Below are 24,046 nucleotides of genomic sequence, written 5' to 3' on the forward strand. Positions count from 1 at the left end.
AAATGTATCAAAACTGCATGTAAAACGAGGGAGACTAGCCCAACAAAAAAGACTTAAATTCTTCGTAGTTTTTAATGGCCGTAGCTTGCTTTTCCTTATGCATAACTTCTTCAATTTGTGGGGGAATCGCAATTTCTGCATCAATCACCGGATTAACCACCGGTAAAAACTTCACCGGATGTGCGGTTTCTAAGAAGATTCCGTAGGCATCAGGATGGTCTTTGAGGTAGTTTTTAAGTCCTAAATAACCTACTGCACCGTGTGGATCTGCAATGTACCCGGTCTCTTTGTAGATGTGCTGCATCGCTTCTTTAGTCTGCTCATCATCATAGGAAAACGAAGAAAGTTTCTGCGAAAGCGCCTCCAAATCGTTATTGAATAATTGCTGAATACGAATGAAGTTTGAAGGATCACCTACATCCATGGCATTGCTTATGGTTGCTACTGAAGGTTTTGGTTTGTAAACTCCGGTTTTCAGGAACTCAGGAACGATGTCGTTTTGATTCACCGATGCGACAAAATGCTTCACAGGCATCCCCAATTTATGCGCAACCATTCCGGCACAAATATTACCGAAGTTTCCACTAGGGACCGAGAAAACCAGTTCTTTTCCCTTAGATTTTGCCTGTTTGTAAGCAAATAAGAAATAGAATAATTGCGGTAACCAGCGTGCGATATTAATAGAATTGGCTGAAGTCAATTTACGTTTAGTAGTGATTTCCTCATCCAAAAAGGCGGTTTTAACCATTGCCTGGCAATCGTCAAAAACACCATCCACTTCAAGAGCTGTTATATTTGCCCCTAGAGTTGTTAATTGCTTTTCTTGAATGTCACTCACCTTACCGGTAGGATAGAGGATGACCACATCTACACCTTCCACATTTAGAAAACCACGGGCAACTGCACCACCGGTATCTCCACTTGTCGCTACCAAAACCGTAACCGGTTCTTTAGTGTCTTTTTGAGCTGAAAAGTAGCCCAGGCAACGCGCCATAAAACGCGCACCAACATCTTTAAAAGCCATGGTTGGACCATGAAATAATTCAAGAGTCGCGATATTTTCTTCTAATTCTACAATTGGAAAATCAAAAGAAAGCACATCGGCAATGATGTCTTTTAGAGCTTCATCCGGGATGACGCCATCTACAAATTGATGAATCGCTTCAAAGGCAATTTCGTTGTTAGAAAGGTTTTCGATATTTTCAAAAAATGATGCAGGAAGTGGCTTGATTTCTTCCGGAAAGTATAAGCCTTTATCCGGAGCAATTCCGCGTACAATCGCTTCCTCTAAACCTACTTCTGGTGCTTTTCCGTTTAAACTGTAATAGTTCATTTTTTCTAGGTATTCGTATTGTTAAATTCGCTGATAATTCACTTTTCCTACAGCTAGGAATAGTTCCTAACCAGACAATTTCACCGTTTATTTTTGTTCTAAAATTCTATTTCCGTGCTTCGATACAGGAGATATGTAACTGTCGCTAAGCATGTTTTTCTCTTTCAAAGATTTTTTTAATGCAAATTCAACTGAACCAGCATTTTGTAGTCCTTTACTTAAGGTAAACATTGAAGGCCCGGAACCGCTAATCCCGAACGCTAAACCCCCATTTTCAAGTGCGGTTTGCTTGTAGAAATCAAAATCTGGTATCAGGTTTTTACGATACGGTTCTACCAAAACATCTTGCGTACTCGATGCAATTAAGTCGTAATCTGATTCGTATAATCCTGCGATCAAACCGGCTAGATTTCCGGTCTGTTTGATGGCGTTTTTAAGCGAAACATCCTTCGGTAAAATGGCTCGGGCTTCTTTTGTTTTGATGGTAATATGCGGATGGATAATCGTCACATATAATGCTTCAGGAACCGGAAGTGAAACGATCTTTAAAGGTTCGTATCCGGTGATCAGCGTGAAGCCTCCATAAAGGCACGGAGCAACATTATCTGCGTGCTCATTTCCACTTGCAACAGCTTCACCTTTCATCCCAAAAGCAGTAAGTTCCAAATTGCTTAACGGCGTTTCTAAAAACTGATTGATGCCGTAAACAATTCCGGCTGCACTTGCAGCACTACTTCCCACACCACTTCCTAAACGAATCTTTTTATGGATCTCAACCTCAAATCCAAAATCAAGATTTAAAGCTTCGACCATGGCCAAACCGGCAACGCCAACTACATTTTCTTTAGCTTCATAAGGCAATTCTGCACCGGTAATTTTGGTGATCTTAATTCCTTTTTCAGCAATCTTGCGAATGACCATCTCGTCACCAAGACCGTCAAGCGCAAAGCCCAAAACATCAAAACCACAATTTACGTTGGCAACTGTTGCCGGAGAAAAAACCCGTATCTCGTTCATCAGTTCAGAATTTAAAAAGTTGCTGTTCTGATGATGTCAGCAAAAAGACCTGAAGCGGTAACATCACCACCTGCACCTGCACCTTTAATTTGCATAGGCTGCTCCGGGTAACGATCTGTAAAGAACAAGACGATATTGTCAGAACCTTTCAATTCATAAAAAGGATGACCTTCAGGAACACTCTGTAACCCCACGCTTGCTTTACCGTTATCTAACTGTGCTACATATTTGAGACGGTGCTTTTTTGCTTCTGCATCAGCAACCAGTTTTTCAAAATGCGCAGCATCTTCTTTAAGAGTTTCAAAGAAATGAGGCACATCGCTACTATTTAGGTTTTTCTCAGTAAGGAAAGGCTCGTTGGTTATATCTTCCAAATTGATTTTTAGTCCGCTCTCCCGCGCTAAGATCAAAATCTTTCGGGCCACATCTACACCGCTTAAATCGATACGTGGATCGGGTTCTGTAAAACCTTCTGCTTTTGCAGCCTGAACCACATCATGAAAACTTTCACCTGATTTAAAGTTGTTGAATACAAAATTTAAACTTCCGGAAAGCACAGCCTGAATACGGTTAACTCGGTCTCCAGAGGCTATAAGGTTATTTAAAGTGTCTATAATGGGTAAACCGGCACCTACGTTCGTTTCAAATAATAAAGGTGCATTATACGCTTTACTCAAGCGTTTCAGTTCGCTGTATTTCTCAAAATCTGAAGAGGCAGCGATTTTATTACACGCAACTACGGCAACACTTTGTTTTAGATATTTACCGTACATATCAGCTACAGCTGCATTTGCGGTAATATCTACAAAGATGCTGTTACGCTGGTTCTGGTCAACCACAGCTTTGTGAAAACCTTCTAAAGTTGCAGGTTCTCCTGCTTCTAAAAGGTTTTTCCAGTTGTTGAGGTCGATCCCGTTTTCGTCAACAAGCATTTTGCGCGAGTTACTCAAGCCTAAGACACGCATATTGATGTTTAGGTTTTTCTTCAAATAGTCTTGTTGCTGCTCTATCTGATTCAGTAGTTTTTCACCTACATTACCTACACCGGTAATAAACAGGTTCAATTGTTTGCGTTGCGCCTCAAAGAAACGCTCGTGAAGACTGTTTAAAGCCTTTTTAACGTCTTTTTGAGCGATAACCGCAGAGATGTTCTTCTCGCTTGCTCCTTGAGCGATAGCGCGTATGTTTACGTTGTTTTTACCTAAGGTGCTAAACATTTTGCCACTGGTACCTTGGTGGCTTTTCATCTGATCGCCAACAAGCGCTATAATGCTTAAACCGATTTCTAAAGTCAACGGATCTATTTTGTTTAAAGAAATCTCGTATTCAAATTCTTCATCAATCGCGTTTTTAGCACGACCGGCATCTTCTTCCATCACCCCTAAACAAATACTGTGTTCGCTAGAAGCCTGCGTGATCAGGATGATATTGATTCCCTGATTGCTTAGGGTTTCAAACAAGCGTTTGCTGATTCCCGGTATTCCTACCATACCTCCGCCTTCTAAAGTAAGTAACGCGATATTGTTGATGTTGCTCAACCCTTTGATAGGATTGTCGCTTTTTCCTTCTTGATTGTGAATGAGTGTCCCTGCATCTTCAGGTTTTAACGTGTTTTTGATACGAATCGGGATGTTTTTACTCATCACCGGTACAATGGTTGGAGGGTATAATACTTTAGCTCCAAAGTGAGACAGCTCCATCGCTTCGTGATACGAGATGTTATCTATGGGTTTTGCTTGTTTTACAATCTTCGGATTTGCGGTGTACATACCACTAACATCGGTATAGATTTCTACTTGCTCAACTTCTAGAGCAGCAGCAAGTATTGCAGCGGTAAAGTCAGAACCACCACGACCTAAAGTTGTGGTTTCTCCGCTGGCAGAACTCGCAATAAAACCGGGTAGTACTGTGATTTGTTGTTTCGCTTTTGCAAAATAGTATTCCAACTGGCTGTTGGTTACTTTGTAATTGACACCGGCTTTGGTGTGCTTGTCATTCGTGGTGATAAGATCACGACTGTCTTTTCTGGCAGCATCAAGACCTTTAGCATACATCGCACGTGCAATGATTGTGGAAGATAAAATCTCGCCGAAGGCAAGAAGTTTATCTATCGTTTTGGGCGAAAGTTCGTTGATGAGATAAATGCCCTGTAAAAGAGACTTTAAGTCATTTAATAAGCCTTCTATTTCAGAAACAGCTTCTTGGTCATTAGGAACAAGTGCCTTGATGAACGTACGGTGCTTAGACTCTAATTCTTCAAAAACTGAAGTGTAATCCTCTTTTGTGCTGGCAAGAATACCGCTTTGCATCAATAAATCTGTAACTCCACCCAGGGCAGAAACGACTACAGATATCTTTTGGTTTTCGGCGCCTTTAGCGACGATGTTGATGACTTGATTTATGTTTGCAACACTTCCTACAGAAGTACCGCCAAATTTTAAAACACGCATGGCTTTTGTGTTTGAAATGATTTAAATATGTGTTGTTTTCGTGTAAACACGAGCAGTTGCGAAGTTATATGTTTATACAATACCCCAAAGGGGTAATAATGAAAGCAATCACGATACGAGTAGTCGTGATAGGAGATAAAAAGATGTTCGTATTTGCTTTCATTGCTTGAAACTGTTGCATTCAAAAGTATTATTTTTACGCTTAAGCGCAAGCCTGACTGGGCATTTTTAAGGAATTATCAAGGATATGTTGTTTTACCGAAAATTCACTAATTAAACACGTTCATCTCGCTTTTCCTTACGAATTATCTAATTAACAGACATTTCTTATGAAAATTCTTAGCAAAGATCAAATATATGCAGCTGATAAAGCTACTGAACAAGTAGAAGCCATCCCATCTTTTAATTTAATGGAGCGTGCGGGCGGTTATGCATTTCAATACATACACCAGCGTTTGCAAGGTCAGCCGGTAACTATCAAAATCTTTTGTGGAATAGGAAACAATGGAGGTGATGGCCTTGTTATTGCGCGTAACCTTGTGGAGAACGGGTATTCGGTTAAAACCTATATCGTAAGTTATAGTGAAAATCGAAGTAAAGATTTTCTGGATGCGTTGGAAGAACTTAAGAAGAAAGCATCAAAATGGCCAGAAGTATTAAAGTCTGCAGCTGATTTCCCGGAGATTGCTCCGGAGGATTTGGTAGTCGATTGTATTTTTGGAATAGGTCTCAATCGTCCTGCTGATACTTGGGTTCAGCACTTGTTTAAGTTGATTAATGAAAGTAGAGCGTATACACTGGCGATAGATGTTCCTTCAGGGATGGCAATCGATCAGATCATTCCGGACTCTGAAGTTATACGTGCCACAGTTGTGCTCACTTTTCAAACACCTAAACTGGCTTTTTTTCTTCCGCAAAGCGGAAGATTTATCAATAACTGGGAGGTTTTAGATATTGGTTTAGATCGCAATTATTTGAATTCAGTAAAGACTAAAGCCCAACTTATAGGAAAAACGGAAGCCCAACAAATGTATCGACCACGTCCGAAGTTTAGTCATAAAGGGACTTATGGTCACGCATTATTGGTTGCTGGTAGCTATGGTAAAATGGGTGCTGCAATTTTAAGCAATAAAGCTTGTTTAAGTGCCGGTGCTGGTCTGGTAACGGCGTATAGCACCAGACAAGGTTTGCCTATTTTACAGACTTCTGTCCCGGAAGTAATGGTGGTTGCTGATCGACATAACGGAGATTTTATTGAAGAAATACAGTTTGACATAGAGCCTAATATAATTGGAATAGGCCCGGGATTAGGTATGCATAAGGCTACTCAAAAAGCTTTTGAAGACTTTTTAAAAATAAATAAAACGCCTCTTGTTTTGGATGCTGATGCATTGAATATGCTTTCGGAAAATAAAGCCTTACTCGATTTGTTGCCAAAATATTCTATTCTTACTCCGCATCCTAAAGAGCTAGAGCGTTTGATCGGGGAGTGGAAGGATGATTTTGATAAGCTGGAAAAAGCAGAAGCTTTTTCGTCAAAATACGATTGCGTTCTGGTTTGTAAAGATGCCCACACCATCGTGGTCTTCGAAGGGAATTATTATGTGAATAATAGCGGTAATCCGGGTATGGCAACAGGCGGTAGTGGTGATGTGCTCACAGGGGTACTTACAGGATTGGTTGCTCAGGGCTATGATCCGCTAACGGCTGCAATTTTTGGTTCATTCATCCACGGAAGAGCAGCTGATATTGCGATTAATCATACGGGATATGAAGGTTTAACTGCCGGAGTGATTATAGAATTTTTAGGTCAGGCCTTTTTAGATTTATTCAATGAACCCGAGAAACAAGCGCAAAAGTAATGTATAGTCTTAGAAGTAAAATGTAAAGTATATAAGGGTATTGGTGTTTAGCTGTGTTGAAGTGCAGTCGAGAAACCACACTGTTTGATAAATACTCATCGTGTAAACAAAAAACCCAGCCCCATTCTGGAAAGCATTTTCTTTTCGAAAGTATAGAAGAATTGATATTGCCCAAAAATCCAGGCTACGATTAGTAATAAAAGCTGATAAAGCGGAAATATTATCAGGATGCGTAGCGGCCAGTAAATCCATCCGGAAATAGAATCACCACCTACACCAATGGCATTCATCACAGGGCTTGATATTCTACCGGCAGTTGAGCCGGTAATTGCAAATACCATAAATACCGCTATAAATTGCCAGCGGTATTCTAAAATCCACCGATTCTTCAATTTTTTAAAACAAAATAAGCTGATTTTGATTATCAGATAGGTGATAAGTATGGTTAACGCAACTAAGTAAACTGTATGTTGCAATGTGCCCGATTCAAAAAAGAAATCGAGTCTTGCAGCAATTAGATAGCCGCAGCCTAAAGATAATAGGATGCCTAGAGCAGGATAAATGAGTTGCCAGTTCTGGGTGATTTCCCAGTTGTCTTTAAATTTTTTCACGCGGTAAATATAAGACTACACTTTAGAAAAAATATAGAATTTTGTCAGATACGCGTAGGCACGCTAAAGCGTTGCTGGTATTTTCTGCTGAAATATACAAAGTAGTAGTATAATTTGTAGTTCACCTCATAACCATAATCCACAGAACTGTTGTAATCTATTTGCTGCGGGTATAAATTGTTATTGTATTGAAAAGGCTGGCTTACGCGTTGATTATACTCCGGAACCAAAAATCTATTTTTGTTTTCAAGATAATTCTGAGAGTAAAAGCCTTCGGGACGAGCGATAGAATTTAAAAAGGTGTTGTAGCCGGGTTCTATAATGAGGATCTCATATTCAAGACTATCGTTAGCAATTCGTACGGTGTCGTTATCAGTGACGGTGGGGTCTGTTTGTGTCATTGGTTTATCGTTTTGTGTACTTGCACAACCGTAAACCAAAGCCAGAGCGAACAAGAAGTATATAACTGTTTTCATAATATCTTTTCTTTTAAAGCTACAAAACTCCTGCCACATCTTATTTATTGGTACGGCCAAAGGGTTTAATAAACCGAGGCTTGCCCAGAAGTGATTTACTTTCCAAAAAGACCGCCTAGCATACCACCAAGACCGCCTTTTTGTTTGTTTGATCCCAGTACCATATCTGCTACATCATCCAGAACACTTCCGTCACCGTCAGCATCAATAAGACTTGCTATAAGGCTTTGGTTTTCTTTAGGCTGACCTCCCAGCATGCTTCCTAATATCCCGGTTAAACCATCAGAATCATTAATTCCGTTTTCTTTTGTCTGTTTTCCAATAATACCTAAAAGCACAGGAGCAGCGATTTTTAGAATTTGTGCAATCGTACCTGCATCTAAACCTGTTTTTTGACTCAAGGTATTTTCAACAACCGGTTGTTTTCCACCTAAAACATGACTTAAAATTCCGGCACCGTCACTCATTACACTTTGGTCAACACTTCCGCCTCCCAGAAGACTCCCTAAATTATCCAGAATACCACCGTCGTGTTTTCCTGATAATGCACCCATTAATCCTGAAGCGCCTTCAGGGCTTGATGCGTTCTTTTTCATTGCACCAAGGAGTACTGGCATTGCCATGCTCAACACGTCTGCGGTCTTGCTTTCTGAAGCTCCGGTTTGAGCACTCGCACCGCTGATTAGTTGTTTTCCTAAGTCGCTATTTAATAGATCTGATAACCCTGCCATTTTTTGTTGGTTTTACGTTTATCCTTTAAAGATACATACTTGTGTTAAAAATTTTAATCTTTAGGTATAAAAAAAGCCGAATAAAAATATTCGACTTTTTAATTTTTTAAATGGATTCTTAACCTTTTAAGATTGAAGAAATCTGATCTGCTAATTCAATACCAATGCGGTCCTGAGCTTCATTAGTCGCAGCACCAATGTGCGGAGACAAGGAAATCTTAGGATGCATTAGGATTTTGATCTCAGGTTTTGGTTCGCTTTCAAAAACGTCAAGCGCTGCAAAAGCAAGTTTACCAGAGTCTAAAGCATCAATTAATGCAATCTCATCTACAACTCCACCACGAGCAGCGTTTACAAGAGCAGCACCAGCTTTCATCTTTTCTAATTCAGGCTTACCAATAACATATTCCTTCTGAGCAGGAACGTGTAAGGTGATAAAATCTGCTTCTTGTAAAACGTCATCTTTAGACTTGCTTTCAAATTTGAAAGACACTTCCTGGCCGTCAAAGAAATCAACTTTTACTTCAGCTTTCTCCATATACGGGTCAGAGTAGATCACTTTCATACCTGCACCCAATGCCACTTTAGCGGTAGCCTGACCAATACGACCAAAACCAATCACGCCTAAAGTTTTTCCGCGAAGCTCAACACCTTTAGCGTATGCTTTTTTAAGCGCACCAAATTTAGCTTCACCTTCTAACGGCATATTGCGGTTTGCGTCATACAAAAAACGCACACCACCATATAAGTGAGCAAAAACCAATTCTGCAACTGAAGCAGAAGAAGAGGCCGGTGTATTGATCACGCTGAGACCTTTGTCTTTTGCATATTGAACATCAATATTATCCATACCAACACCACCACGACCTATTAATTTAAGGTCCGGGCAAGCGTCAATAAGTTCTTTGCGCACTTTTGTAGCACTACGTACTAAAAGGGCATCAACGTTGTTTTCGTTTATATACGTCTCCAGTTGCTCTTGAGCAACTTTTGTGGTAATCACTTCAAAACCGGCTGCTTCTAAGGCATCAACACCAGATTGAGAAATACCATCATTTGCTAAAACTTTCATGTTTTAAATTTTAGAATTTTATTTTGGTTTGTTAAGCTTTACGCTCTAGTTCGCTCATTACGTCAACTAAAACACCTACGCTGTGCAATGGAAGTGCGTTGTACATAGAAGCACGGTAACCACCTACACTACGGTGACCATTAACGCCGCTAATACCTGCCTCTTTAAGCATCGTGTCAAAGGTTTCTTTCAGGTTATCTTCGGTTAAGTTAAAAGTAGCGTTCATTGTAGAACGGTCTTCTTGAGCTGCAAAACCGGTGAATAATGGGTTAAGATCTATTTCAGAATAAATAAGTGTTGCTTTTTTCTCATTTTCATCTGCAGCTCCACTAATACCCCCTTTAGCTTTTAACCAACGTAAGGTTAATAAAGAGGTGTAAACAGCAAATACAGGAGGTGTGTTGTACATACTTCCTTTTGAGATGTGTTGCTCGTAGCTTAAGATATTAGGGATCTGGCGTGTTACCTTACCTAAAACATCTTCTTTTACCACAACAAGCGTTGTACCTGCAGGTCCCATATTTTTCTGAGCCCCCGCATAGATGATACTGAATTTTGAAAAGTCTAATTCTCTAGAAAAGATATCACTGCTCATATCTGCGATAAGCGGCGCATCTGTAACCGGAATTTCTTTTAATTGGGTACCAAAAATGGTGTTGTTTGTAGTAAGGTGTAAATAATCTAAACCTTTAGGAATGTCAAATCCTTTAGGAATGTAGTTGAAGTTTTTATCTTTAGAACTTGCAACTTCTACAACTTCTCCAAAAACTTTAGCTTCTTTAATGGCTTTATCACTCCAGGTACCAGTATTTAAATAACCCGCTTTATTCTCAAGCAAGTTGTAAGCTGCCATCACAAATTGTTGACTGGCACCGCCTTGTAAAAAGAGTGCTTTATATCCTTTTCCTTCTAGGCCCAAAAGTTCAAGAGCAAGTTCACGTGCTTCTTCCATCACGTCAACAAAATCTTTACTACGATGTGAAATTTCTAAAAGAGAAAGATCAAGATTGTTGAAATTTAATACTGCGTCAGAGGCCTGCTTTAGTACTTCCTGCGGAAGAATACTTGGTCCGGCACTGAAATTATGTTTTTTCATGGATTGAATATTTGGTCTGCTAATTTTGGTTTTATTGGCACCGCCAAAGGGTTTAATACCCGAGGCTTGCCTCGAAATAGTAAATTTGTTTTTAACGAATGCCTCGCGGGCTTGCCCCGAGGTATTTTATTCCGTTGGAAAATTACAGCTTTTAGAACAGAATACATAAGATTCCACGCTTATATATGCTGCTGAAACAGCATTGTCAAAAAGCCATGCAAAGATGCTTAAAAGGGAGCCAATTGAGTCTGATAAATCAATAAATTATTGATAAATTCTAGCTAATTTTTAATAAAAACGCAACAGTATCTACACCGTCTGCATAATCATTAAGTTTTGGCTGTTGTGCTTGTCCAAAAGGAATCTCGTTTTCTGAAAAATCGTCTGCAACAACACATTGAATTTCTGCTTCGCGCTCGCTTAAAAACGTTTGGAGTTCTGTCTTAGTATTGTAGCGCTCATAAAATACAACCGAAATAGGAGAGGAGAAGTTCTCATCTTCTTTTAAAATCATAAATTCATTATCCAGAATAGGGAAGAGGCTCATCAAATAGACCGCCTTGTTGTAATCGTAATTATTGGCATATTTATGATGGTTGATGATATCTTTATACTCAAACAGCGCTTTAAAGAACGCGTCAAAGTTATACGCTTTGGGTACAAAAAGTTTAGAAACACTGCGACATCCCATCCCAAAATAACCGAAGATATCAGCACCTAGAGCAACCAACTGTTCGTGGGTTTCGTTGCCGGTTAGAACAGACACCGCGTTGCGGTTTTTACGAATGATGTTCGGTTTGTTTTTAAAATAGAATTCAAAATAACGCGCAGTATTGTTACTACCGGTAGCGATTACAGCGTCAAATTTTGGAAGGCGCTCCTGAGTAAAGGTGATCCTGTCTTTAAATTGCGGTTCAAGCTGTATCAGCACTTTTGCCAGAAACGGAAGTAACAATTGATCATCACTAGATAATTTTGCAATGACTTTGTGGCCGGTAATCAAAACACTTAAAAAATCGTGAAACCCAACTAACGGTAAATTACCCGCCATAATCACGGCTACCTCTTTAGCTTCGGTTTGAGTTATAGCATAAGGCGATAACCAGGTGTGAAGTGATTCTTCTTCAAGATTCTTAGACCAGCTTTGTAATGCCTGTAATGTATTTTCAGTAGAGAACCAGGCATTTTGTCGTTTTGAAGTTTCAATAACTGCGTGTAACTTTTCTTTTAAAATTTCAAAATCAACTAACTGTAAATCGGTTTTTTCGGCGTTAGCCATAAAATCCTTTAAAAATTGTCCGAGGTTTGCGAATGCAGTAATTCTTTGGTTTAAATCCATAAATGGTTTGGTAGAGTTATACTCAGGTCTTAATTTTACACCTTAAAAGTTTTAAAGCCTATGTAATTACTAGGATTTATTGTATACTTTTAAAAGGCGCTTTGAAGCGCCAAAATTACGGATAAGAAAACGATTATACTATGGCAATTATAATAACTGACGAATGCATTAACTGTGGGGCTTGTGAACCAGAATGCCCTAACACAGCGATCTATGAAGGAGCAGATGACTGGCGCTATTCTGACGGGACTGATCTTGAAGGTAAAGTAGTTTTACCTAACGGAAAAGAAGTGGATGCAGATGAGACTCAAGAGCCCATAAGCGACGAGGTCTACTACATCGCACCAGATAAATGTACAGAATGTATGGGCTTTCATGAGGAGCCGCAATGTGCTGCTGTATGTCCTGTAGATTGTTGTGTACCTGATGAAGATCACGTAGAAAGCGAAGAAGAACTTCTGGGCAAACAAGCATTTATGCATCACAACTAGATTTCTAAGTTAAAATATAACTACTAGAGCCCGGTTTTACCGGGCTTTTTTTATGCAAAACAGGGTGTCAATATGCTATAAACTTGCTATATATAATGTTTTCTTTTAAAGTGTTTTGTTTTAGATAAGCTTACTATATTTGCGCCTCAAAATTCTGAAGCCATGAAAGCAGGTATTGTAGGATTGCCTAACGTAGGTAAATCAACTCTTTTTAATTGTTTGTCTAATGCTAAGGCACAAAGCGCAAACTTTCCGTTTTGTACGATAGAGCCTAACGTAGGTGTGGTAAATGTACCCGACCCGCGTTTATCTAAATTAGAAGAACTGGTAAATCCTGAGCGTGTAGTTCCTGCTACGGTAGATATCGTAGATATTGCCGGTCTGGTAAAAGGAGCGAGTAAAGGGGAAGGTCTGGGAAATCAGTTTTTAGCAAACATAAGAGAAACCGACGCTATTCTGCATGTGTTGCGTTGTTTTGATAACGACAATATCGTACACGTTGATAACAGTGTAAACCCTGTTAGAGATAAGGAAACTATAGATATTGAGTTGCAGTTAAAAGACCTGGAAACAGTAGAGAAGAAGCTTGAGAAAGTAAAAAAAGCATCGCGTACCGGAAATAAAGACGCTCAGAAAGAAGAGACGGTTTTAGTAAAAATAAAAGAAGCTTTAGAGCAGGGAATCTCCATTCGTGCTATTGAGTTTTCTGAAGAAGATTATGCTGAATTTGTAAAGCCTTTGCAGTTTATTACCGATAAGCCGGTAATGTACGTGTGTAACGTAGATGAAGGAGCAGCGGTAAGCGGAAACGAATATGTAGAACAAGTACGGGAGGCTGTAAAAGACGAGAACGCAGAAGTTTTGGTGCTAGCTGTAGGTACTGAAGCAGATATTAACGAACTGGACGATTATGAAGAACGTCAGCTATTTTTGCAAGACATCGGTTTGGATGAGCCGGGTTCTGCAAAACTCATTCGTGCAGCGTATAAATTATTAAAACAACAAACCTATTTTACAGCTGGCGTAAAAGAAGTACGCGCCTGGACGATCAACATAGGTTCTACCGCACCACAAGCGGCCGGTGTGATCCATACGGATTTTGAAAAAGGTTTTATTCGTGCTGAGGTTATCGGGTATGAAGATTTTGTAAAATTTGGTAGTGAAGCTAAAGTCAAAGAAGCCGGTAAAATGGGGGTAGAAGGGAAGAACTATATTGTTAAAGACGGCGATGTGATGCACTTCTTGTTTAACGTATAAGGACTTGGCAGGCTGCAATGCAGTTAGCAGTTTATAAAAAATCCCTCTAGATTTCGTTTAGAGGGATTTTATTTTGGTACGTATTAGACCTTGGTTATCGCTTTGTACCTGTGCGAGATCTTGCGTAAGTATCGCGAATTTGTAGTACGATCTACTAAACAGCTTATGCTTTTGATAGCAGGTTCCTGTTTGCTTTTAAGCATTAAAAGATTATTGTTTTCCCCTATAAAAACTGCGATATTTGCTTGTTTTACTACAGATCTAAAAAGTAGGCCGTTACGGACGTTAATATAGACAGGAGATTTTAGATGTAAGACTATAGATAAAAAAATACCTATCCAAAAGGTGTCTTTTCTTTTCTGCATCCGACAACCGTAGGGAGCCAAATGCACTGTTCTAGAGAGTCTTTAAGCCTTAAAACGACGTAGGAGTCTCTTGAGCTAAATCGACGTTAGGAGATTCACGAGCTCCCGTAAAATAGAAATCACGCGAGCTAAACCGAGGTACGAGGTTCACGAGCTCCCGTAAAATAGAAATCACGCGAGCTAAACCGAGGTACGAGGTTCACGAGCTCCCGTAAAATAGAAATCACGCGAGCTAAATAAAATGAACAAAACATGATATAAAAAGTATCGTTTCTATTCGTGTTCCTGTTTTTTTGTCTTGATAGGCAAAGAACCAACCCGTCTGGTCAGCTGGGCAGGAAGATCAAGGCTCACAAGACGATATCTAAATTTTTCGTTCACTGCACTGCATGCGCTTAACTCGGCCGGCACACCGGCCTCAAACAGAACCGCCTGCGACGTTTCGCTCACTTCAAATTTGACGATACCTTCTTGTAGTCCGTTTTAAAAATGTATTGCATAAGAGATTTTAGAAAAAAGAAAGTATTCATACCCGAAGGGTTTAGTTTCCTTTTGGTCAGTATAGTAAGAGTATCCCGTTAAAATTATCCTCATCCCCAACCCTTCTCCCAAGAAAAAGAGAGTTTGATTTTAACTCAAATGGAAGTTCTGCTATATTCATACCCAAAGGGTAAAACGAATGCCCTTCCCTCGGTTCAGAATAGGCGAAGGAAGCTCCGAAGGACAGGAGTGATAGCGACGCGGAACGTACAAGACGGTTTTCGGTCGTACAACGACTTTGTAAAGCGAGTGCCTTATACCACAAGACTAAATCCAGGATTCAAGACCAACTCTTGAAAATTTAATCTCGATTATCGAGCGAAAAATTTCGAAGCGAGGGTGTCTTTTCTTTTGTTACTTTTTTTTGGACAAGACAAACCGAGGGCACGAGGTTCACGAGCACCCGTGAAATAATAATCACGCGAGTAAAGAAAAGTAAAGAATATGAATAGAAGTGAAAATTATCAAAATCGATGTTAGGAGGTTCACGAGCTCCCGAGATAATGAGAATGACGCGAGCTAAAGAAAATGAACAGAACATCCTATAAGCATACAAACCTACATCAGGAGGCCCACGATGCATTCATTAGAAACAAATTTTCAATTTCGCGGCAAGTCTCAGGGTATTAAACCCTTTGGCGGTGCTGATAAAAAAGCTCCGTGGTGTGGGGCTTTTTTAATCCTATTTGTTCACCTCTTGCCTCAAGATTATTCAATCTCAAAGCAGGTGATGCGAACCTTGAAACAGAACCCCGGTTATCTGATACCTAGAACCTAAATAAAACCAGAATACGTATAGATTCAACTAAAGTATAACCACAATAATACCATAATCACCCACAATTTCTGTGGCAAAGTGTGGTTGCACTGTGGTAGGAGTGTGGTTGCAGTGTGGTAGCACTATGTATCTATCAAGAAGAGAAGTAGGAAATGCCGGGGAGTTTGCAGGACGGGTTTTTAGTTTAAAAAAGGGAGGTTTTAATCCTGGCAGCGTGATACACCTGGTTTCTAAAGCTGCAAAGGACGATAGCGTTTTAGGAGATTAGGGAATTCTGTAAACTACTTCTGAGATAAATAGCTATTTTTATAAACACCACTTTAAAGTGTTGATATCCCGTAAATTTTGAGGGGATAGGTATATATTTAGTGTTGATATAACAAGTTGTACCCAATTATAAAAACAACATTTTTCTTTCAATTGGAAAAAAATGAGCTTACTTTTGATAATATCAAATGATAGTATCAAATGAAACCACCATACGAGATTACTCCTACTATTCTAAAATCCATTACTTCAATTTCAGAAAAAATTGGTGCTATTAATGCCAATTATCTTAATAAACCTTCTCCTAAGCTTAGAAAAGAAAATAAGATTAAAACAATTCATTCCTCTTTAAAAATAGAAGGAAATACCCTTACTGAAGAACAAATAACTGCGCTTCTAGAACATAAAAGAATAATTGGTCCTAAAAAGGATGTGAAAGAAGTTCTCAATGCAATAGAAATTTACGAACATCTAGAAAATTACAATGCCTTTGATGAGAAATCATTTTTAAAATGTCATAAGCATTTAATGAAAAACCTAATTGAAGATGCCGGTAAATATAGAAAACAAGGAGTTGGCATTATGAAAGGTTCAGAGGTAGAGCATTTCGCTCCTCCGCATCAAAATGTTCCTTTTTTAATGAAAGATTTATTTGAGTATTTAAAGAAATCAGAAGAAATAGAACTTATTAAATGTTGTGTTTTTCATTATGAAATGGAATTCATTCATCCTTTCTTAGATGGTAATGGTAGAATGGGACGGCTATGGCAAACCTTAATTTTAATGGAGAAATATCCAATTTTTGAATATATCCCTTTTGAAACTTTAATAAGCAAAGACCAAGAAAAATACTATGCGGCCTTATCAAAAAGTGACAAAGCAGGAAATTCTACACCATTTATTGAATATATGCTTGATGTGATTGAAAAATCATTAAATGAGCTATTGGATTTTAACCAACGTACATTTACAGAAAAAGATAGGCTGGAATATTTTGTTTCATTAAATAAAAGAGAGTTTACAAGAAAAGATTATATGGAAATATTCAAGGATATTTCAGGAGCCACTGCTAGTAGAGACCTTAAAAAAGGAGTAGAATTAAACTTATTTCAAAAAATAGGCGAGAAAAATAAAACAAAATATAAATTATAACTGGGTACAATCGAGTAGGCGGCCGTGAGCGGTAAGCCCACGGTGCACCTCTCACACCACCGTACGTACGGGTCTCGTATACGGTGGTTCGTTAAATCAAAACTTTACTTTGAGGTAATACTCCAGCATACTCTCAAAACCTCGTTTTCTTAAACGTTTTTGAGTGATCGTAGTCCTCAGTATAGGGCTTTGGGCTACCGCCCAACCTCCCATACGGGTTCTACTCCAGGCATAGGTCTGATCCTGTCTCACGCCTAATCTTATGAGGTTTTTACGTTTGCGTTCCGGTTTCTTCCAATCGTGCCATATACAATAGCGTAGGCGATTGCGTAGCCATTCATCTACTTTCTTAAGTTTTGACTGTATAGCTCCCAATCGGAAGTTGTTCAGCCATCCTTTATAGATAGATTTCAGACCTTGTAAGCGCTCTGCCAATGTCAAAGGCAGGGTTTTTCTGGTGAGATACCTGAGCTTGCGTTTGAGTGTCTGCCAAGCCGATTTTCCTACTACTAACTGATAAGTACCTTTCACACCTTTCTTGTAAATAGGTGTGAATCTATAGCCCAACACTTTCAAGCTGGAAGGTCTGCGGATACCACTCTTAGAATGATTAACAGGCAGATCGAGCTTCTCTTTTAGAAAAAGATAAACTGCATTGCCTATACTTCGTGCTGCCGCTTTTGATTTTGTGTAAATACTAAAATCATCAGCATAGCGGATAAACCTTAGCCCCCTTGCTTTTAAATGCTTGTCCAGTTGATCCAATAAAATATTGGACAGTAAGGGACTCAACGGGCTGCCCTGCGGCAGTCCTTTCCTGCGCTTGTGTAAGCGACCATTCTTTAAAATGGGCGCTCGAAGCCATTTACGGATTAGCCATAAGGTAGTCTGGCACTTAACCTTGTGATGGATAAGCTGAAGTAGTTTGTAGTGCTGGACTTCATCAAAGAAACTTTTTAAATCGATATCTACTACGTCCTGATACTCATCATTGATGAACTCCTGACTTTTCAGTACCGCTTGTTGCAAGTTCTTCCTCGGACGGAATCCATAGCTTTCTGCTTCGAATTTTAATTCAAAGTGAATCGCCAGCTGTTGGCTTACCGCCTGTTGAAGCCATCTGTCCACTACAGTAGGGACACCCAGTAATCGGGTTTTCCCATTAGGCTTGGGTATTGCTACCCCCTTGATAGCTTGAGGTCTGTAGCTTTTAGAAATAAGTTGGTGTACCACCTCGCTGCGGTGAGCATCTATAAATGCCTTTAACGCTGTGGTGGGCATCCCGTCTATTCCTGCAGAGCCTTTATTACGCACTACCCGTTTACAGGCATCGCTAAGGTTTCTGGCTGCTACTACTTTTGCTATCATTTCTAATGTTCCTGTCCTTCTAAGTATGGGCTATCAGTTAAACTGATTCCCGTACGAATCCAGACGTGATTTAACGTTTGGTCCTTCCCTAATTGTGAGGCCTCTGGAGTTCTGCCCCAGCTCGTTTCCTTTAGGTACTACTACCTCTGCTGACTTCTCCTGTACCAACACGTGGTACTGGAGATCTCCCCAGGTAAGAACATCTTCTTTCACTCGATTCCTGCCGTATCTACATACCTACCCTTTTGGTAATCGTTGGGCGTTACAATGATGTGCTTGCTTACCCAAGTAAATATGCCTCTGTATACGGTTCCTGTTCGTCAGTACCGGTCCCGATAGGTATCGGGATTGTAGTCTCGCTTCCTTCAGATGTAACTTCGCAGTTACCACCCTTGCGACTTACTAATGGTTCGAGGCGTTACCCCCGCCCATAAGGGACTTGCACCCTCTAGATTAATATTTTACCTTTTGGTAAAACAAAAGATGCCCATACTGGGCACACACATTGGGTATAGCAAATGCCTCTTCTCCGGTTCCAAAAGGCAGATTTTGGAAAATTTGTTAAATTAGGTTTCAAAAGAAGTTGTTGGAATAAACCCGGCACTTGCCATACCCGAGACCGTTGGGTGTAATTTGGAAATATTACCAATTTTTGGTATTTTTGAGTATAAAATTGAAATTATGAGTAAAAACACATCAATATCACTCGGAAATTATTTTGACCAATTTGTCAGCAGTCAAGTTTCTGCTGGAAGATATAAAAATGTCAGCGAAGTAATAAGAGCTGGACTTAGATTATTAGAAAATGAGGAAAGTAAAGTTATTGCCCTTAGAAATGCAATTCAACAAGGCTTGAATAGTCCTATTGTTGAGGATTTTGACTTTGATGAAAATCTGAAAAAATTAAAAGCGGAAAGAAGAAAAAATGGCTAAAGTTGTATTAAGACAAGAAGCCATTGACGATTTAAATACTATTTGGCTTTATACTTTCGAAACTTGGTCTGAATCTCAAGCGGACAAATATTACGCAACGATAAAAATGGCGTGTAATGGAATCGCTAATAGTCCATACGTTGGTAAAGAATATGAAGGAATAAACAAAAACCTTTTAGGATTGAAATCTGAAAAGCATATAATTTTCTATCAAATAATTAATCCCGAAAGAATTGAAATTATTAGAATTTTACACGAAAGAATGGATTTGAAAAACAGAATAACCGAATAAAAAACTACACCCAGTCGAGTAGGTAAAGGGGAGTTTCACCCCTAAACCTCTCTCAGAACCGTACGTGAACCTCTCGATTCATACGGCTCTTGTTATGCAAGTCGGTTTGGTCTATTTGTTTAGACCAATTTATAACCCAATTCCCAATGGTAGAACAGGTTTGGATAGGACTTTGTAATAAATCAAAGCCATTTAATGGCTTTGATCTTACTTCCCTTGAAGCCTTTATACTTGTTCAATATCCATCTGATCATACGGTTGTGCAGTAAATTGACTCAAGAACAATTAGGAGAATTAGTTGGAGTAAAAAAAGCTCAAATTTCTCGACTTGAAAATAGTACAGGAAATGTGACTTTTGAAACTGTAATGCGGATTTTTAATGCTTTAGGAGCAAAACTGAATTTAAACCTTCAAATGTAAAAATAACGATTTGCCAACAAGCCAGTAACCGTTCCACAAGTCTTTTAAACATAAAATCATCAACTCAAATAAGCCGCTCTAAGCGGTTTTTCTTTTTTTGATCATCTGTATTTAGATCGAATTCAGAATCGTTAAAACGGATTTATCAATAGTTGTCAGTCTGTTTTTTGGATAAAAATATGAGGCTGAGCATTCCTGCCCTGCTTTTTACCCGTTTTTGAGTGAATTTGAGCTACTTTTTGAGGTTGTAGGTGATGGCGGAGAGTTGCATACATGTGTTAGCCTGTTTTAATTCTAGGGTATTTAACCCTGCATTAACTAAACATTTCATGAGCTTCTAGAATACCACGGTAAGCATAACCTTAGTGATAGTCGGAAGAAAAATTCACACACACAAGCATACGATTCTTAGTTAAAGACCCCCATATCTCAAAACAAACTAATTATACGTATTCAAGAAAACGATCTGTAAAATTGCTTGTGTAATTTTGAATATTTATTATTTTCGGCGTTCAATTTTTACAGAGAAATAAGTTCCCTTACATTTTTTTAATCAATAGTTTTATTCCCTTTATATGCGCAATGCTATTTCCCAATCACTGCTTCTAGCACTCATCTTTTCAGTACTTTCATGTCAGCAAGACGATTCCCTTCCTGAAACAGATTACGCTATTGAATCGGATTCTTATTTGAAAGTAATAAGTAAACATTCAAATCGGTAATAGAGCAGTATCCTGTAACGGAAGATGAGGTGTTGCTGGTAAATTTCAGATACTTAGATCGTAAAGGTGTTTATAGACCACCTTTTGAAGAAAAGCGTGTGCTAGATAAAGAAATGCAGGAAAATCCTGAACTTTTTGAATTGAAATACGGCAATGAATATGTGGAGAGCATACATATAGGAAAACAGTTTTTTATCATTGGCGCTATGAGAAATATGCCAACAGATGTTTATGCTGCGAGCGAAATAAAGAAATTGGCAGAAAAGCATATGCATACGCTATTAGGCGGAGATAATAAACTAAGCCTAGAAGAAATGGAGGTTTTAAACAAAGTATGGTTTGAAGTGAAGTCCTTCTCAACATTGAAAGTCCATCATAACGGTATAGTTCTAAATACGCCTGAGGATTATGCTGCTGCTGTGCAAGATTTTAATGATGCCGAAGCTTCAGCGATACATTTAGAATATATTCCGTTTGATCATATGATTCAGAACTGATTTCAATTTTCAGTCTGTAAAAGCAGTTTTTAATCTACTGAAAAATCTCTCTAAAGCAAGTTTAGCGGGATTTTTTTTGGGAATCGTGGTCTTGTTTCTTGTGTTATTTTTAATTCCGCATTTCTGATTTTTCTTCTTCGGAATGAGGATACTCGTAAAGATTAAATCAGATTCTTAAAATAGTATAGTCTTTGATCAATAAAATAAATTCCTGCTAACTGAAACCTAAACCGTCATCTCTTTTTCCAGCAATTGAATAGTATTTTGAATGCGTTCGCGTACCAAATTCATCATCCGCTTATTAAGTGCTGAAGAATTGAGAATATACGTGCGGTATTCATCAACCGTGAACTGACCAATAACCATCCCTTTTAAGCTGTTTCTAAACTTAATATCTTTCTGAATCGCATTGGCGATATAATCCATCCTGCGCTCAATAGTCAGGTTGTAAAACACATTTTTGTGCTTAGTGATATAATTGCGAAAAGCTTCAATTAGCAAATCATTTTGCAGTTTAACAACCGGTCTCAAGGTTCCGTTTTGAAACTGCTCATCTGCACTCATGCTATCGTTAACACGTGCAGAAGGAATTTCGGGTCTTAAAGCAATTAATTGGGCGTCTCTGGTGTCCATAATGGGAAGTTTTTTAAAATTACAATTATATAACTAGTTTCAATAAGGAGACCAAAAGAGTTGTAAACGACTTATAAACATTCTTTTCTTAACCGATAGCTGAGCCCCCTTTTTGTTGAGGTAAGGCTTATAAAAGAGTCTTCCAGTTACAAAAGTAGTATTCAATAGAAGGTGGAACGGGCCTACTTTTTATCCGTAGTGAAACTAACGAACGCCGCAGCTCTGGAGGTGGACGGTGGCCTGACGTTTTTTGTATCTTTTACTTGTCCTGAGCATTTGTCGAAGGATGGGCGATGCAAAAGATAATGATAAAATCAAATAAAACACCTAGCGTTAAAGTGCTCTTAATCGCCACACCGCTTTGCCTCTGCATTCTTAAATTTAAGTTTATTCAGAATTTAAACATGTAATCGAAGATGATTCAATCTATAAACCCATACAATCAGCAGGTTGTATTTGAAACCAAAGAACTTACCAAAAAAGAAACCGAAGCAGCTATTGATGCTGCTCACAAACGTTTTTTGTCTTGGCGGAAAACTCCGTATTCAGAACGCAGTAAATTGATGCACGCAGCAGCAGCCGAACTCAAAAAGAACAAGCAAGAATATGCAGAGACGATGACTTTAGAAATGGGAAAACCCATTGCGCAGTCCATCGCAGAGATTGAAAAATGCGCTTGGGTTTGTGAATATTATGCAGAACACGCAGAACAGCATTTGGCAAATAAACCAATAGACACCGATGCGGCAGAAAGTTATGTGAGCTACGAGCCGATAGGTGTCGTGCTTGCTGTAATGCCTTGGAATTACCCGTTTTGGCAAGTCTTTCGCTTTGCGGCTCCGGCATTGATGGCAGGGAACATTGGTATTTTAAAACACGCCAGTAATGTGATGCAGAGTGCGGCTAATATTCAAAAGGTTTTTGAACGTGCCGGTTTTCCTAAAGCTTGCTTTACCCATTTACCACTGAGCAGTTCTAAGATTGAAGCGATTATTAAAAATCCAAAAGTAAAAGCTGTGACCCTTACCGGTAGCAAACCAGCGGGTAGTGCTGTGGCTTCAACTGCCGGAAGCGAAATCAAGAAATCGGTTTTAGAATTAGGCGGAAGCAATGCGCTTGTGGTTTTTGAAGATTGTAACCTCGAAGAAACTCTTAAAACTGCTGTGCAAGCACGTTTTCAGAATACGGGGCAAAGTTGTATCGCCGGTAAGCGTTTGATTGTACATAAAAATATCGCTAAAGAATTTACCGATAACTATGTAAAGGCTGTTCGCGAACTCAAGAGCGGGGACCCGATGGATGAAGATACGTTTATAGGTGTGATGGCGCGTCCTGATCTTGCTGAAGAGTTAGCAGCACAATTAGAAGCCAGTGTAAAAGCAGGTGCCGAAATTTTAATAGGAGGGAAACGTGACAAAGCCTATTTTGAACCAACTGTGGTGACGGGTGTAACTTCGGAAATGTCTTTGTTTAAAGAGGAGACTTTTGGACCTGTAATTGGCATCACCACTTTTGAGACTGAAGAAGAGGCGGTTGATTTGGTTAATCAATCTGATTTTGGTCTTGGGGTTTCTGTTTTTACAGAAGATATGCAGCGTGCTAAAAAGCTCGTTCCCTTATTTGATGATGGGGCTGTTTTCGTAAACGAGTTGGTTAAGAGTGATCCGCGATTACCTTTTGGGGGAACGAAGATTTCGGGATATGGTCGCGAACTTTCAGCAGACGGGATTCTGGAATTTGTAAATCGAAAAACTGTTTATTTCAATAAATACTAATCGTTTCAGGTTTCATCGAAAACCATAAAATGTGAATTTTGACGCTTGAATTTTAAATAACTCAGTATTTTTAAAAAATAACGAATAACCCAATCCATGCCCGAAATTAATATACGTCTTGTCACCAAAGAAGATACCGACTTTATTTTAAACTTATTGCCAAGTCTTACCGATCCGGAGTTGCCCCATTGGAGAGATCCTGATGTGATGCTTGATATTGATCAACGTATCTTAAAATCTGAAATTCACGATGGGAGTGAAAACAATGCCATTTTTATAGCTGAAGATAATGAGACAAAAAAACAACTCGGTTTTATTTTTCTGGAAATAGGTACTGACTACTATCACAGAGAGCCACACGGTCATATAGCAGACATTATTGTTGCTCCTGACGCACGCGGCCGTGGAATAGGCAAACTACTAATGAATAAAGCAGAAGAGTGGACAAAAAAGAGCGGTTATAATTTATTGACGCTAAATGTTTTTGACGACAATAAAAAAGCCCGGAAACTCTACCAGTCTTTAGGATTCACTCCAGACTTGACGAAGTATGGTAAGATATTATAGTC

Annotated in this window: 22 protein-coding genes; 11 read left to right on the forward strand and 11 right to left on the reverse strand. The window is 39.1% G+C overall.

Annotation, left to right across the window (positions count from 1 at the left end):
• Window positions 1-34: 34 nt before the first annotated feature.
• The 3 genes from thrC to thrA form a co-directional block, all read right to left on the reverse strand.
• Entirely contained in the window at window positions 35-1,333 is a 1,299-nt protein-coding gene (thrC, locus tag BUB91_RS02700; RefSeq protein WP_073096643.1) for a threonine synthase, read from the reverse strand.
• A gap of 87 nt (window positions 1,334-1,420) precedes the next feature.
• Window positions 1,421-2,350: a homoserine kinase gene (locus BUB91_RS02705; protein ID WP_073096646.1), complete on the reverse strand. Its 930-nt coding sequence runs from the start codon at window positions 2,348-2,350 to the stop codon at window positions 1,421-1,423.
• Window positions 2,351-2,361: 11 nt separating this feature from the next.
• Complete coding sequence (thrA, locus tag BUB91_RS02710) at window positions 2,362-4,800, reverse strand: bifunctional aspartate kinase/homoserine dehydrogenase I (protein ID WP_073096649.1); 2,439 nt, start codon at window positions 4,798-4,800, stop codon at window positions 2,362-2,364.
• A gap of 329 nt (window positions 4,801-5,129) precedes the next feature.
• Here thrA and BUB91_RS02715 point away from each other — a divergent pair, with 329 nt between their 5' ends.
• Window positions 5,130-6,662 (forward strand): bifunctional ADP-dependent NAD(P)H-hydrate dehydratase/NAD(P)H-hydrate epimerase, encoded by a 1,533-nt coding sequence (locus BUB91_RS02715; protein ID WP_073096652.1) that lies wholly within the window; start codon window positions 5,130-5,132, stop codon window positions 6,660-6,662.
• Between the two features lie 95 nt (window positions 6,663-6,757).
• Here the strand turns inward: BUB91_RS02715 and BUB91_RS02720 are convergent, their stop codons facing one another.
• The 6 genes from BUB91_RS02720 to BUB91_RS02745 all read right to left on the reverse strand — a co-directional run bounded on the left by BUB91_RS02720 (window position 6,758) and on the right by BUB91_RS02745 (window position 11,987).
• Entirely contained in the window at window positions 6,758-7,273 is a 516-nt protein-coding gene (locus BUB91_RS02720) for a DUF6787 family protein (RefSeq protein WP_073096655.1), read from the reverse strand.
• A gap of 44 nt (window positions 7,274-7,317) precedes the next feature.
• Window positions 7,318-7,749 carry a DUF6146 family protein gene (locus BUB91_RS02725; RefSeq protein ID WP_073096658.1) on the reverse strand — a complete coding sequence of 144 codons (432 nt, stop codon included), beginning with the start codon at window positions 7,747-7,749 and terminating at the stop codon, window positions 7,318-7,320.
• A 95-nt stretch (window positions 7,750-7,844) separates the two neighbouring features.
• Window positions 7,845-8,480: a DUF937 domain-containing protein gene (locus tag BUB91_RS02730; protein WP_073096661.1), complete on the reverse strand. Its 636-nt coding sequence runs from the start codon at window positions 8,478-8,480 to the stop codon at window positions 7,845-7,847.
• A 118-nt stretch (window positions 8,481-8,598) separates the two neighbouring features.
• On the reverse strand, window positions 8,599-9,552 hold the full coding sequence (locus BUB91_RS02735; protein ID WP_073096664.1) for a D-2-hydroxyacid dehydrogenase: 954 nt from the start codon (window positions 9,550-9,552) through the stop codon (window positions 8,599-8,601).
• A gap of 31 nt (window positions 9,553-9,583) precedes the next feature.
• A complete protein-coding gene (serC, locus tag BUB91_RS02740) occupies window positions 9,584-10,648 on the reverse strand; it encodes a 3-phosphoserine/phosphohydroxythreonine transaminase (RefSeq protein ID WP_073096667.1) in 1,065 nt (354 codons plus the stop codon).
• A gap of 277 nt (window positions 10,649-10,925) precedes the next feature.
• Entirely contained in the window at window positions 10,926-11,987 is a 1,062-nt protein-coding gene (locus BUB91_RS02745) for an acyl-CoA reductase (protein ID WP_073096670.1), read from the reverse strand.
• A 140-nt stretch (window positions 11,988-12,127) separates the two neighbouring features.
• Between BUB91_RS02745 and BUB91_RS02750 the strand changes: the two genes are divergently transcribed.
• The 4 genes from BUB91_RS02750 (at window position 12,128) to BUB91_RS02765 (ending at window position 16,837) form a co-directional block, all read left to right on the forward strand.
• Window positions 12,128-12,478 carry a 4Fe-4S dicluster domain-containing protein gene (locus tag BUB91_RS02750; protein ID WP_073096673.1) on the forward strand — a complete coding sequence of 117 codons (351 nt, stop codon included), beginning with the start codon at window positions 12,128-12,130 and terminating at the stop codon, window positions 12,476-12,478.
• Window positions 12,479-12,640: 162 nt separating this feature from the next.
• Complete coding sequence (gene ychF, locus BUB91_RS02755) at window positions 12,641-13,735, forward strand: redox-regulated ATPase YchF (protein WP_073096676.1); 1,095 nt, start codon at window positions 12,641-12,643, stop codon at window positions 13,733-13,735.
• A 1,807-nt stretch (window positions 13,736-15,542) separates the two neighbouring features.
• Window positions 15,543-15,686 carry a hypothetical protein gene (locus tag BUB91_RS20890; protein WP_164917814.1) on the forward strand — a complete coding sequence of 48 codons (144 nt, stop codon included), beginning with the start codon at window positions 15,543-15,545 and terminating at the stop codon, window positions 15,684-15,686.
• A gap of 200 nt (window positions 15,687-15,886) precedes the next feature.
• On the forward strand, window positions 15,887-16,837 hold the full coding sequence (locus tag BUB91_RS02765; RefSeq protein ID WP_073096681.1) for a Fic family protein: 951 nt from the start codon (window positions 15,887-15,889) through the stop codon (window positions 16,835-16,837).
• Window positions 16,838-16,933: 96 nt separating this feature from the next.
• Here BUB91_RS02765 and ltrA read toward each other — a convergent pair whose 3' ends face one another.
• Complete coding sequence (gene ltrA, locus BUB91_RS02770) at window positions 16,934-18,205, reverse strand: group II intron reverse transcriptase/maturase (protein ID WP_073096684.1); 1,272 nt, start codon at window positions 18,203-18,205, stop codon at window positions 16,934-16,936.
• Window positions 18,206-18,886: 681 nt separating this feature from the next.
• Between ltrA and BUB91_RS02780 the strand changes: the two genes are divergently transcribed.
• From BUB91_RS02780 to BUB91_RS02795, 4 genes are all read left to right on the forward strand, one after another.
• Window positions 18,887-19,138, forward strand: a complete 252-nt coding sequence (locus tag BUB91_RS02780; protein WP_073096690.1) for a type II toxin-antitoxin system ParD family antitoxin — start codon at window positions 18,887-18,889, stop codon at window positions 19,136-19,138.
• Window positions 19,131-19,430, forward strand: coding sequence for a type II toxin-antitoxin system RelE/ParE family toxin (locus BUB91_RS02785; RefSeq protein WP_073096693.1), 300 nt, complete (start codon window positions 19,131-19,133; stop codon window positions 19,428-19,430). Before BUB91_RS02780 ends, BUB91_RS02785 begins: the two co-directional genes overlap by 8 nt.
• Window positions 19,431-19,625: 195 nt before the next feature.
• Window positions 19,626-19,850, forward strand: coding sequence for a helix-turn-helix domain-containing protein (locus BUB91_RS02790; RefSeq protein WP_073096695.1), 225 nt, complete (start codon window positions 19,626-19,628; stop codon window positions 19,848-19,850).
• A gap of 754 nt (window positions 19,851-20,604) precedes the next feature.
• A complete protein-coding gene (locus tag BUB91_RS02795) occupies window positions 20,605-21,069 on the forward strand; it encodes a hypothetical protein (protein WP_073096697.1) in 465 nt (154 codons plus the stop codon).
• Window positions 21,070-21,294: 225 nt separating this feature from the next.
• On the opposite strand, the gene BUB91_RS02800 is transcribed toward BUB91_RS02795, so the two are convergent.
• Window positions 21,295-21,702, reverse strand: coding sequence for a glyoxalase (locus tag BUB91_RS02800; protein WP_073096700.1), 408 nt, complete (start codon window positions 21,700-21,702; stop codon window positions 21,295-21,297).
• A 416-nt stretch (window positions 21,703-22,118) separates the two neighbouring features.
• Here BUB91_RS02800 and BUB91_RS02805 point away from each other — a divergent pair, with 416 nt between their 5' ends.
• Window positions 22,119-23,477, forward strand: coding sequence for an NAD-dependent succinate-semialdehyde dehydrogenase (locus tag BUB91_RS02805; protein ID WP_073096703.1), 1,359 nt, complete (start codon window positions 22,119-22,121; stop codon window positions 23,475-23,477).
• A gap of 96 nt (window positions 23,478-23,573) precedes the next feature.
• Window positions 23,574-24,044, forward strand: coding sequence for a GNAT family N-acetyltransferase (locus BUB91_RS02810; RefSeq protein ID WP_073096706.1), 471 nt, complete (start codon window positions 23,574-23,576; stop codon window positions 24,042-24,044).
• Window positions 24,045-24,046 lie beyond the last annotated feature (2 nt).

Origin of the sequence: Leeuwenhoekiella marinoflava DSM 3653, from assembly GCF_900129005.1 — a bacterium.
Lineage (GTDB): Bacteria > Bacteroidota > Bacteroidia > Flavobacteriales > Flavobacteriaceae > Leeuwenhoekiella > Leeuwenhoekiella marinoflava.